The 11,865-nt window shown below is 73.5% G+C and carries 9 protein-coding genes; 2 read left to right on the top strand and 7 right to left on the bottom strand.

Features of this window, described 5'->3' with window-relative positions:
* The first annotated feature begins 104 nt into the window (after positions 1-104).
* Positions 105-1,052, top strand: a complete 948-nt coding sequence (locus ABZU53_RS22730; RefSeq protein ID WP_355067297.1) for a DUF389 domain-containing protein — start codon at positions 105-107, stop codon at positions 1,050-1,052.
* On the opposite strand, the gene ABZU53_RS22725 is transcribed toward ABZU53_RS22730, so the two are convergent.
* From ABZU53_RS22725 to ABZU53_RS22715, 3 genes are all read right to left on the bottom strand, one after another.
* Complete coding sequence (locus tag ABZU53_RS22725) at positions 982-1,449, bottom strand: hypothetical protein (RefSeq protein WP_355067295.1); 468 nt, start codon at positions 1,447-1,449, stop codon at positions 982-984. The two genes, ABZU53_RS22730 and ABZU53_RS22725, sit on opposite strands and share 71 nt — an antisense overlap.
* Positions 1,450-1,470: 21 nt before the next feature.
* A complete protein-coding gene (locus tag ABZU53_RS22720) occupies positions 1,471-2,355 on the bottom strand; it encodes an aminoglycoside phosphotransferase family protein (protein WP_355067371.1) in 885 nt (294 codons plus the stop codon).
* Positions 2,356-2,822: 467 nt separating this feature from the next.
* On the bottom strand, positions 2,823-5,267 hold the full coding sequence (locus tag ABZU53_RS22715) for a Tex family protein (RefSeq protein WP_355067293.1): 2,445 nt from the start codon (positions 5,265-5,267) through the stop codon (positions 2,823-2,825).
* A gap of 157 nt (positions 5,268-5,424) precedes the next feature.
* Between ABZU53_RS22715 and dgt the strand changes: the two genes are divergently transcribed.
* Positions 5,425-6,936: a dGTP triphosphohydrolase gene (dgt, locus tag ABZU53_RS22710; protein ID WP_355067292.1), complete on the top strand. Its 1,512-nt coding sequence runs from the start codon at positions 5,425-5,427 to the stop codon at positions 6,934-6,936.
* 67 nt (positions 6,937-7,003) lie between these two features.
* Here the strand turns inward: dgt and ABZU53_RS22705 are convergent, their stop codons facing one another.
* The 4 genes from ABZU53_RS22705 to ABZU53_RS22690 all read right to left on the bottom strand — a co-directional run bounded on the left by ABZU53_RS22705 (position 7,004) and on the right by ABZU53_RS22690 (position 11,571).
* Positions 7,004-8,155, bottom strand: coding sequence for an MBL fold metallo-hydrolase (locus tag ABZU53_RS22705; RefSeq protein WP_355067290.1), 1,152 nt, complete (start codon positions 8,153-8,155; stop codon positions 7,004-7,006).
* A gap of 113 nt (positions 8,156-8,268) precedes the next feature.
* Positions 8,269-9,279: a serine hydrolase gene (locus ABZU53_RS22700; RefSeq protein ID WP_355067288.1), complete on the bottom strand. Its 1,011-nt coding sequence runs from the start codon at positions 9,277-9,279 to the stop codon at positions 8,269-8,271.
* Between the two features lie 106 nt (positions 9,280-9,385).
* Entirely contained in the window at positions 9,386-10,390 is a 1,005-nt protein-coding gene (locus ABZU53_RS22695; protein ID WP_355067286.1) for an SDR family NAD(P)-dependent oxidoreductase, read from the bottom strand.
* Positions 10,387-11,571, bottom strand: coding sequence for a zinc-dependent alcohol dehydrogenase (locus ABZU53_RS22690; protein WP_355067285.1), 1,185 nt, complete (start codon positions 11,569-11,571; stop codon positions 10,387-10,389). The genes ABZU53_RS22695 and ABZU53_RS22690 overlap by 4 nt, the downstream gene beginning before the upstream one ends.
* Positions 11,572-11,865 lie beyond the last annotated feature (294 nt).

Below are 11,865 nucleotides of genomic sequence, written 5' to 3'. Positions count from 1 at the left end.
GACCTCGGCCTTGTGCAGCTCCCGGTCACGACGGAGCGAGCTGTAGAGTCGCGACGGCCGGTCGGGCGAGGGAAGCACCGGCCGGACCGGCGAGGGGATGGCGCGTGCTGCACCTGAGGGTGATCACCCCGGAGAGCAGATCGACCGAGGTCGTCGACCTACTCTCCGCAGAGGCGGGGGTGACTCACCTCGCTGTGCTGCCGGGTGCCGCCCGGCAACCGCAGGGTGATCTCATCCTCTGCGACGTGGTGCGGGAGAGCGCCGACCGCGTGCTGCGGGAGTTGCGGCGGATCGGCGTGGACTCCAGCGGCGGCATCGCGGCCGAGGACATCGAGCTGACCATCTCCGCGGCGGCCGACCGGGCGGCGGACCGGGCACCGGGCAGTGGCGCGGACGCGGTGGTCTGGGACGAGATCGCCGCGAAGACCGGCGAGCAGACGGAACTGTCCGGCACGTACCTCGTACTGATCGTGGTGGCCACCATGATCGCCGGCATCGGGGTGCTGCTGGACCAGCCGATTCTCATCGTCGGGGCGATGGTCGTCGGTCCGGAGTTCGGCCCCCTCGCCGCGCTGTGCGTGGCGTTGCTGCGCCGCCGGCTCGGGGTGATCGGCCGCTCGGTGCAGGCTCTCGTGGTCGGCTTCCTGGCGGCCATGGTGGCGACCGTGCTGAGCACCTGGGCGCTGACCGCAGCCGGCCTGGTCAGTCGGGAGATGCTGCTCGCCGAACGCCCGCTCACCGACTTCATCTGGCGGCCGGACGCGCTGTCCTGGGTGGTCGGTCTACTCGCCGGCGTGGCCGGGATGCTCTCGTTGACGTCGAAGAAGTCGGGCAGCCTGGTCGGGGTGCTGATCTCGGTGACCACGGTCCCGGCCGCGGCGAACGTGGCGGTGGCCGCCGCCTACGGAGTGTGGGACGAGGCCGGCGGCTCGGCCCTCCAGCTGGTGATCAACGTGTGCGCGATCGTCCTGGCCGGGCTGCTCACGCTCGTGGTGCAGCAGCTCTGGTGGTGGAACCTGGCCCGTCGGTCCCGTCGGCCAGCCGCCGGTTGAGCAGGGTCCGCAACGGGATCGACTCGCCGTCGCGGCCACCGGCCCCCACCACCAACGGCGCCGGGCTGGGCTCCGGGTCGACGCCGAACAGCCGGGCCCGCAGACCGCCCGGCACGGTCAGCAGGTGGAACCGGCCGGCCACGTCCACCGCCCGGGTCTCGGCCCGGTCGACGTACCAGCCGGTCAGCCTGGTCCGGTAGCGCCGGCGCCCGTCGTAACCCCGGGCGACCAGCCGGGTGGTGCGCAGCCCTCGCCGGGTCGCCTCGGCCACGAACCAGGCCACCAGCTCCGCGGCCTGCGCCTGCTCGGCGGCCCGCCGCCGCGCGTCCGCGTCGGCGTGCGCCCGCACCGCGCGCTGCTGCCGCTCCCGCCACTCGCGGCCGTCGTCCTCACCCACGAGCCGACGGTACGCCCCGACTCAGTCGAGCACGGCCCGCAGGGTGCGCCGGGCGATCGCGGCCATCACCAGGTTGGTCTCGACGTAGTACGGCAGCGCGTTGATCGCCTGCGCCAGGGCCCAGCCGCGCCCCCGCTCCCAGGTGGCGTCGTCCACGCCCAACGCCCGCCGGTACGTCTCCCGCGACCCGGGGTCCAACAGGTTCCACGCGGGCATCAGATCCACCGCGGGGTCGCCGACCTGGACCAACTCCAGGTCGATGACCGCGGCCAGCCGCCCATCGCGCACGAGCAGGTTGCCCGGCATCAGGTCGGCGTGGATCCATACGTCGACCGGGTCGTCCCGGCGCGCGTTCCGGCACCGGTCCCACACCTCGGCGAGCGCGGCGGTGTCGGTGAGTTCGCCGCTGACGGCGAGGGCTGCCCGTACGTCGGCATCCTGGTCCGCCAGGGGCCCGCCCCGGCCGAACCCCGGCCACGACCGTCCGCCGGTGTCGACGCCGTGCAGGGCGACCACGACGGTGGCCAGGTCACGGGCGAAGACGTCCGGGTCGTCGATCCGATCGGGCTGGGCCGTCTCCCCGGGAATGAACCGGTACGCCGTCCACCACCCGGGGTACCCGTCACCCGGCGCACCGAGGGCGAGCGGTTCGGGCACCGCGATCGGCAGGTGCGCGGCGAGCAGCACAGCGTGTTCCTGCTCCTGCCGCAGCGTGTCGCGCAGCGCGGGGTCGGCGGAGGGGCGCAGCGGAAACCGCAGCACGAATTCCGTGCCGAGCCGGAACAGGGCGTTCACGGTGCCGGCCGAACGGAGGGGGCGCACCGGCAGACCGCGCCAGCGCGGAAACTGTTCGGCCACCAGCGCGGCAACCACGTCCGCGCTCACGTCCACCTGGTCGGCATGCATTCGCACCGCGAGATCATCACCCAGAAGCCCGCCGACACGCGACCCGTTTCCCGCCCGCCTCGCTGCCCGCCTCGCTGCCCGCCTCGCCGGCTGCCGCTGGCTGGCGTGGTCACGGATGGCCGCGCTCGGCACCCGACCTTCGAACGCCCCCTGTCGAGCTGCCCCAGATCTGGGGCGGGCTCGCCTGGAAAGGCCGACAACTCCAGATCTTGGACAGTTTCCGTCCGCGCCGAACGGAAACTGTCCAAGATCTGCACCGAAACCGGGAGCCGCAGGCGCCCAGCCAGGCCGTGGGTCGGGCGGGCGGTTGGGGGCGTGGGGCAGCTCGCGCGCCCCACCGGTGGGGCAGCTCGACAGTGCCCGCCGATGGCCCGGCGAGTCGGTCACCGCGCGACCGGGCTCGGGAGGCGCCGAGGATGACCGCCCCTGCGGGGCATCCCCGGCGCTTCCTCGCGCTGGCTGACGGATCAGGCCAATCCTGCGCGGCGCAGAGCCTCCGCCATCGCGTCGTTCGCTGGCGCCGGCGCGCCCTGCCGCTGCTGCCCGCCCCGTGCGCCCTGGCCGCCGCGACCGCCGGACCCGCCGCGACCGCCGGACCCGCCGGACCCGCCGCCGCCACCGGACCCGCCGCGACCGTCCTGTCCGCCGCGTCCACCCTGCGGTCCGCGCTGCGCCGGGCCGCCGCGGCCCTCCTGACTCGTCCGACCGCCGCCACCGGCGGCGGCGGGCTCGTCGTCCAGGCGCAGGGTCAGCGAGATCCGCTTGCGGGGTACGTCCACGTCGAGCACCCTGACCTTGACCACGTCGCCGGACTTGACCACCTCGCGGGGGTCCTTCACGAAGGTCCGGGACATCGCCGACACGTGCACCAGACCGTCCTGGTGGACCCCGACGTCGACGAACGCGCCGAAGGCGGCCACGTTGGTGACCACACCCTCCAGCACCATGCCCGGCGTCAGGTCACCGATCTTCTCCACGCCTTCGACGAAGGTGGCGGTGCGGAACTCCGGTCGCGGGTCGCGGCCCGGCTTCTCCAACTCGGCGAGGATGTCGGTGACGGTGGGCAGGCCGAACCGGTCGTCGACGAAGTCGGTGGCCCGCAGCCCGCGCAGGATCGCGCTCCGGCCGATCACCGAGCGCAGGTCCTGACCGGTGCTCGCCAGGATGCGCCGCACCACCGGGTACGCCTCGGGGTGCACGCTGGAGGAGTCCAGCGGGTCGTCGCCGTCGGGGATGCGCAGGAAGCCGGCGCACTGCTCGAACGCCTTCGGCCCGAGCCGGGCCACCTTCTTCAGCTCGGTCCGCGAGCGGAACGGCCCGTTGGCGTCCCGGTGCAGCACGATGTTCTCGGCCAGCCCGGCCCCGATCCCGGAGACCCGGGTCAGCAGCGGCGCGGAGGCCGTGTTGACGTCCACGCCGACCGCGTTGACGCAGTCCTCCACGACCGCGTCCAGCGACCGGGACAGCTTCACCTCGGACAGGTCGTGCTGGTACTGCCCGACGCCGATCGAGCGTGGGTCGATCTTGACCAGCTCGGCGAGCGGGTCCTGGAGGCGGCGGGCGATGGAGACCGCGCCGCGCAGCGACACGTCCATCCCCGGCAGCTCCTGTGAGGCGTACGCGGACGCGGAGTAGACCGACGCGCCGGCCTCGGACACCATCACCTTGGTCAGGTTGAGCTGCGGGTGCCGCTTGATCAGGTCGCCGGCCAGCTTGTCGGTCTCCCGCGAGGCGGTGCCGTTGCCGATCGCGACCAGCTCCACCCCGTGCGCCCCGGCCAGCCGGGCCAGGGTCTCGATCGACGCGTCCCACTGTCGACGTGGCTCGTGCGGGTAGATCGTGTCGGTGGCGAGCACCTTGCCGGTGGCGTCCACCACTGCCACCTTCACCCCGGTGCGCAGGCCCGGGTCCAGTCCCATCGTGGGCCGGGTGCCGGCCGGCGCGGCCAGCAGCAGGTCACGCAGGTTGGTGGCGAAGACCCGTACGGCCTCCTCCTCGGCCGCCTGCCACAGCCGCATCCGCAGGTCGGCCCCGAGGTGGATGAGGATCCGGGTACGCCACGCCCAGCGGACCGTGTCGGCCAGCCAGCGGTCGGCCGGGCGGCCGGCGTCGGACACCCCGAACCGACCGGCGATCACCGCCTCGTACCGGCTCGGGCCCGTCGGCACGGCGTCCGCCTCGCCGGCCTCCTCGGGTTCCATGGTCAGGTCGAGCACGCCCTCCTTCTCGCCCCGCAACATCGCCAGGATCCGGTGCGAGGGCAGCTTCGGGTACGGCTCGGAGAAGTCGAAGTAGTCGGAGAACTTGGCGCCGGCCGTCTCCTGACCCTCGCGTACCCGCGACACCAGACGGCCCCGCGACCACATCTGCTCGCGCAGCGTGCCGATCAGGTCGGCGTCCTCGGCGAAGGTCTCGATGAGGATCGCCCGCGCGCCCTCCAGCGCGGCGGCGGCGTCGGCGACACCCTTGTCCGCGTCGACGAACCCGGCGGCCGTGGCTCGCGGATCCTGGCTCGGGTCGGCCAGCAGCGTCTCGGCCAGCGGCGCCAACCCGGCCTCGCGGGCGATCTGCGCCCGGGTCCGCCGCTTCGGCTTGTACGGCAGGTAGATGTCCTCCAGCCGCGACTTCGAGTCGGCGGCCATGATCTGCGCTTCCAGGGCCTCGTCCAGCTTGCCCTGCCCGCGGATCGACTCCAGCACGGCGGCCCGCCGCTCGTCCAGCTCCCGCAGGTAGCGCAGCCGCTCCTCCAGGGTGCGCAGCTGGGTGTCGTCGAGCAGGCCGGTGGCCTCCTTGCGGTAGCGGGCGATGAACGGCACTGTGGCGCCGCCGTCGAGCAGCTCCACGGCCGCCCGCACCTGACGCTCGGCCACGCCGAGCTCGTCGGCGATCCGCTGATGAACAGACTGGGTCACGATCTCGATCCGCCTTCGGGAGTGGGTACCGCCTGCATTGTGCCGGGCGCCCCCGGCCGCTGTCGCCGCGCCCGGCCGGGTACACCGTCTCGCCCACCGCGCCCGTCCGGGTTGATCCGTCGACAACCCCCGCCGGGCCTGCGCTAGCGTGGCGATCATGGAATCACCTGCGGAGCCGCGCGCCCGGCGGCTCTTCGGCGGCAGCGCCCGGGCCCTCGGCGACCTCACGGCCAACCCGTTCCGCGCCGACCGGGACCGGATCGTCGGCTCGCCGTTCTTCGCCCGGCTCGGCGGGGTCACCCAGGTGATCAGCCCGGTCGGTTCCGGGTTGCTGGTGCACAACCGGCTCACGCACAGCCTGAAGGTCGCCCAGGTGGCCCGGGCGATCGCCGAGCGCCTGACGGCCGACGACAGGTGGCGCGGCCTGCTGGACAAGCTCGGCGGCTGCGACCCCGACGTGGTGGAGGCCGCGGCGCTCGCCCACGACCTCGGCCACCCGCCGTTCGGGCATCTGGGGGAGCGGGTGCTCGACCGGCTGGCCCGCCAGCGCCTCGGCCTCGCCGACGGGTTCGAGGGCAACGCCCAGTCGTACCGGATCGTCACGAGCACCGAGATCCGGGGCGCGGCCACCACCGGGCTGGACCTGACCGCCGCGGTCCGCGCGGCGATGCTGAAGTACCCGTGGACGCGGCTGGACTATCCCGACCCGCACCCGCGCCTGCTGGACCCGCCGCCCCGCGGCGCCACCCCGCCGCCGGACGACCCGGAGAGCGGCTCGTTGAAGTTCGGGGCGTACCGGACCGAGCTGGACGACCTGCGGCAGGCTCGGGAGCCGTTCGCCGGCCGCATCCCGGACTGGCAGCAGACCGTGGAGGCGTCCGTCATGGACACCGCTGACGACATCGCGTACGCCATCCACGACGTGGAGGACTTCTACCGGGTCGGTGTGCTCCAGCAGGGTGCGGTGTCGGCCGAGCTGATGGCGTGGCAGCGCGAGAGCGGGCACTTCCGGGCGATCACCGATGCCGCGATGGCCACCGCCTCCCGGCGGCCCGGCGCCGCCATCGAGCGGCTGCGCCGGCAGCTGCACCGCAAGGACGCCTGGATCGCCGACGACGACGCGTTCGCCGCCGCCGTCGAGCACGTCCGCGAGGAGTTGGTGGACGGGCTGCTGGCGATGCCGTTCGACGGCTCGATCGAGGCGGAGCAGTACGTGTCGCGGTTCTCCGCCCGCTGGTCCACCCGCTTCGTCGAGGCGATCACGGTGACCGACCAGCCGTCGGTGCGCTCCGGGTACGTGCTGCTCGGCTGCGCGCAGTGGCACGAGGTGCAGGTGCTCAAGTTCGTCCACCACCGGTTCGTGCTGGCCCGCCCCGATCTGGCCCTGCACCAGCGTGGTCAGGCCCGGCTGCTGGGCACCCTTGTCGAGGCGCTGTGGGAGTGGCTGCTCGACCCGGAGGAGGAGTCCCGGCTGCCCCGTCGGCTGCACGACCTGGTCGAGCTGGCCGAGGCGGAGCTGCACCCGCGTACGCCGCACCGGATCGGCCGCGCCCGGGGCCGCGCCATCGTGGACTTCGTCGCGCAGCTCACCGACGGCCAGGCGGTCGCGATGCTGGACGCGCTCTCCGGCCGCTCCGGCGCGCTCTGGACCGACGCCTTCGTGCTCTGACCCGACCGTCAGGCCGTGCCTGCGCTGCCTGACGACGTCAGGCCGTGCCTGCGCTGGCCTGAGGACGTCAGGCGACGGACTGCCACCACCCGTCGACGGCGGGCGGGTCGTCGACGACCACCCGCTCGCCGGGGCGGGGCACGGCCAGTCGGACGTCGCGGGCCTTCGCCTCGGCCCACAGCCGGTTCACCGGCTCGGACCAGTCGTGCAGGGCCAGGTTGAACGTCGCCCAGTGCACCGGGATGAACAGCCCGCCGCGCAGGTCCAGGTGGGCGTCGACCGCCTCCTCCGGGAACATGTGGATGGTCGGCCACGCCCGGTCGTACGCGCCGATCTGCATCAGCGTCACGTCGAACGGCCCGTGCTCCGCGCCGATCGCCGCGTACCCGGCGAAGTAGCCGGAGTCGCCGGTGTAGAAGACCTTGCGTCGGGTCCCGGCGACCACCCAGGAACTCCAGAGTGTGCCGTCGCGACGCAGCCCTCGGCCGGAGAAGTGCTGGGCGGCGGTGGCGGTGATCTCCAACCCGTCGACCCGGTGCGACTCGGACCAGTCCAGCTCGATGATCCGCTCGGCGGGCACATCCCACCGGTCCAGGTGGGCGCCCACCCCGAGCGGCACCACGAACGGTGCCGACTGCCCGGCCACCAGCGCCCGCACGGTGGGCATGTCCAGGTGGTCGTAGTGGTCGTGGGAGATCAGGATGGCGTCCAGCGGGGGAAGCTCGTCCAGGCGTACCGGCGGCTCGTGCAGCCGGCGCGGCCCGACCAGCCCGGACGGCGAGCAGCGGTCACTCCACACCGGGTCGAGCAGGACCCGCCGACCCTCGATCTCGATGAGCGCCGAGGCGTGGCCGTACCAGACGATGTTCAGCTCGTCGGCGGTGTCGGCGGTGTCGGCGGCCGGCGACGCGCTGGGGCGCAACAGCGGCACGGGTGCGGTGGGCCGCCGCTTCTGCTTTCCGAAGATCAGCTCCCGGACCAGGTTGCGACCCGGCTCGGCGACCATCGTGCGGGTGTCGGCCTGGTTGTGGAAGGTCCCGTCGCGAAACTGTGGCGAGCGGGCCGCCCGTTCGGCGCGGGCGCCGGCGAGCCGGCCGCCGAGCGCCGCGGGCACGTCCCGGGCCACCCAGGCCAGGCCGGCGAGCGCGGCCAGCCCTGCCGTTCCCCGCATCCGTCGCCCGAGCGACCGTTGCCCGTTCGTGCGTTCCGCTGGCGCCATCGCCGTCCCTCCGCCGTGTCCCGCACTACACGGTAGTTCCCCCGGGCGGTTCCCGCCCCGGCGGTCGCCCGCACCGGGCCGGTCGTCACCCGACGACCGACCCGGCAGCGGGATCAGCCGCCGTTGCTGGGTCGGCGGGCGGTCGTCCGGTACGCCGTGCCGGTGCCGCCGAGACGGTCCACCGCCGCCAGGAACTTCGGACCCATGGCGGCCCGGGCCTGCACCGCCGGGTGGGTCGCGCCGAAGTTGTCCGGGTCGGCCTGCCCGTCGGCGAAGAGCGCGTAGGTCAGCACCGCCGCGCCGGACCGGTCGAAGATCACCCCGGCCTCGTGCCGGGCGTCGGCGAACCAGCCCGCCTTGGTGGCGATCCGGGCCCGCTCGTCCGACGACATGGTGCGCCGGATGCCGTCGGTGAAGGCCACCGGGGAGCGCAGCAACCCGAGCAGGTACGCCGTCGAGGCCGGCGACAGCAGCGTGCCGGCGACCAGGGCGCGCAGCAGGTCGTGGGTCTCCCGGGGGGTGCTGGTGCCGAGGAAGAACCGGTTCGGGTTGGCCACCGGCTCGACCTGGGTGTTCGGGAAACCCTTGCCCACCAGGATCGAGTTGATCTCGGCGGCAGGGGCGACCAGCCCGCACAGCCGCACCGCCGTGTCGTCGGAGACGGTCAGCAGGTTGGCCAGCACGTGCCCGATGGTCACGCTGCTGGGGTACACGCCGTCCAGGCTGAAGATGCCATCGCCACCCGGCACCACGATCGAGGCGGTCACCTCGACCCGCTGGTCCAGCGCCAGCAGCCCGCGGTCCACCTTGTCCAACACCGCCGTGGCCACCGCGATCTTGTTGACGCTGTACGCCTCGATCCGCCGGTCCGCGTCCGTCGCCACCGCGACGACCGGCGGGCCCGCCGGGTCGGCCACGCTGACGTACGCCTGCCAGTTGCCACCGGCCTCGGTGCTGTACCGGGTGAAGGCGGCGGCGACCCGGTTGGCAGCCCGGGCCGGGGTGGTCGGTGCCGCCTCGGTGGTCTCAGCGGCGCTGGCCGGGGCGGCCGCGCCGAGCACCGTACCGGCAGTGGCCACTGTGCCCAGTCCGAGTGCCGTCCTGCGGTTCAGTCGGAGGGTCAATCGTCTCTCCCATCGTGGGGCGCCGGAGCGCTTGCCGGCCCACCACCCTAGGCGAGTTGATCGACGCACGATGCCCCCAGAGAAGTCCCGAACGATCCCGAACAGGTCAGCCGTGCCGTCGGCGCAGCAGGGCGCCGACCGCGTCGGCGGCCGCCCCGCGGAGCCGCGCGGCCGGCCCGCGAAGCTGCACTGCCGGCCCGCGAAGCTGCACGGCCGGGCCGGACCTGGCGCGGACGAACTGCCGCAGGTCGGGCAGGTGGCCGCCGCGGACCGACTCGCCGGCCGGGTTCGGGGCGAAGACCGTGCCGTCGTGCGCCGGGACCGGCCGCCCGCTCAGGCCGGCCAGCCGCATCAACGGCCCGACCAGCACGTCGTAGACGCCCGGCAGCACCGTGAAACCGGCCCGCAGCACCACGTTCAGCCGGCCCACCGATACCTCCCGACGGGGACGGTCCACACAGTCGACGATGGCCCGGGCCACCCGCTGCGGCCCGGCGACCGGCGGTGGGGGCCGGCCGACCCGACCGAGGTAGTTGGCCGCCTGCTGGTACACCGGAGTGTCCACACTGCCCGGATTGACCAGGCACAGCCGGATCCCCGGGCTGTCCCGCAGCTCCTGCTGGATCGTCCGGGCCAACCCCTGCAACCCCCACTTGCTGGTCACGTAGGCGCTCATGTACGGAGCGGTGATGTGCCCGAGCACCGACCCGGTGAGGATCAGCGTGCCGGCGCCGGTGGCCCGGAAGTGCCGCAGCGCCACCCGGGCCGCACCCGCGGCGGCCAGCAGATCGGTCCGCACCACCTGTTCGAACACCCGCTCCGGCACCTCGTCGAAGCGCCCGTAGGCCATCACCGCCGCGGTGTGCACCCAGACGTCGATGCGGCCGAACCGCTCGATCGCCGCCTCCGCCAGCGCCTCCAGCGCGCCCGCCTCGGTGACGTCCGTCGGTACGGTCAGAACCTCGACGTCGGCGCACTCCGCGCGTACCTCGGCAAGGGTCTGCGGCGCGCGGGCCGCGAGCACCAGGCGGTCGCCGCGCTCGGCGAACGCCCGGGCCGTCGCCCGGCCGATTCCGCTGGTCGCGCCCGCGACCACCACCACCCGGCTCATGGTGCGAGCACGACCTTGATGCAGCCGTCCTCCTTCTTCTGAAACATGTCGTACGCCCGGGGCGCCTCGCTCAGCGGCAGCCGGTGGGTGCGCAGGTCCTCCACGCCCAGGGGGTCGTCGTCGCCGGAGAGCAGCGGCAGGATCTCGTCGGTCCACCGGCGCACATGGCACTGCCCCATGCGCAACTGGATGCCCCGGTCGAACATCTCCATCATCGGCATCGGGTCGGCCTCGCCGCCGTAGACGCCGGAGAGCGACACGGTGCCGCCGCGACGGACCGCCTTCACGGCGGCGTGCAGGACGGCGAGCCGGTCCGTGCCGACCCGGTCGGTCATCGTCTGGGCGAGCTTGTCCGGCAGCAGCCCGACGGCCGCGTGGGCCAGCTTTCCGACCGGCGAACCGTGCGCCTCCATGCCGACCGCGTCGATGACGGCGTCCGGCCCGCGCCCGTCGACCAGGTCGATCAGCGCGCCCGGCACGTCGGACAACTCGCGGACGTCGAGCACCTCGATCCCGTGCCGGCGAGCCAGCTCCAACCGCTCGGGCACCAGGTCCAGTCCGATGACCCGGCCGGCGCCGAGGTGACGGCCGATCCGGGCGCAGAACTGGCCGACCGGCCCCAGCCCGAAGACGGCCAGGGTCCCGCCCGGTGGCGTGTCCGCGTACCTCACCGCCTGCCAGGCCGTGGGCAGGATGTCGGAGAGGTAGAGGTACCGCTCGTCGGCGCCGCTCTGCGGGATGACGATCGGTCCGAAGTGGGCCTGCGGAACGCGCAGGTACTCGGCCTGCCCCCCGGGCACCGAACCGTACAGCGAGGTGTAGCCGAACAGCGCCGCGCCCTTGCCCTCGCCGGTCACCTGGGTCGTCTCACACTGGGCGTAGAGCTGGCGGCGGCACATCCAGCAACTGCCGCACGAGATGTTGAACGGCACCACCACCCGGTCGCCGGGCTTGAGCCCGGTCACCTCCGACCCGACCTCCTCGACGATGCCCATCGGCTCGTGACCCAGGACGTCGCCGGGCTTCAGGTACGGCCCCAGCACCTCGTACAGGTGCAGGTCGGAGCCGCAGATCGCCGTAGACGTGATCTTGACGATGGCATCGGTCGGCTCCTCGATCCGGGGATCCGGCACCTCCTCGACCCGTACGTCCCGCTTGCCGTGCCAGGTCAACGCCTTCATGTCCGGCTGCCCTCCCTCGGTCCTGCCTGACAGCTACCCGGGGGAGGACGGTTGAACCGGCTGCGACCGACGGGCGTGTCGGGGGTTCGGCTGGCGGGTTGGCGGGCTTGCTGGCTTGCCTGGTTCGGCGGGCTTGGTGGTGGTTGCGGTTGGGGCTGGGGGCGACCGTGCCCGGCTCCGGGCGGTCAGGCTTGATCCCTGCGCCGTCTACTTCACCGACTCGTCGGACCGGTTCCCGGTCTCGCACTGGAAGCGGGACCTGCTGGAGCACCGCCCCAACGGCCGTGTGCTGGC

The organism is Micromonospora sp. NPDC005194 (assembly GCF_040608335.1).
Lineage (GTDB): Bacteria > Actinomycetota > Actinomycetes > Mycobacteriales > Micromonosporaceae > Micromonospora.
The sequence above is the reverse complement of the archived record's forward strand: the minus strand, read 5'-3'. Positions and strand labels throughout refer to the sequence as shown.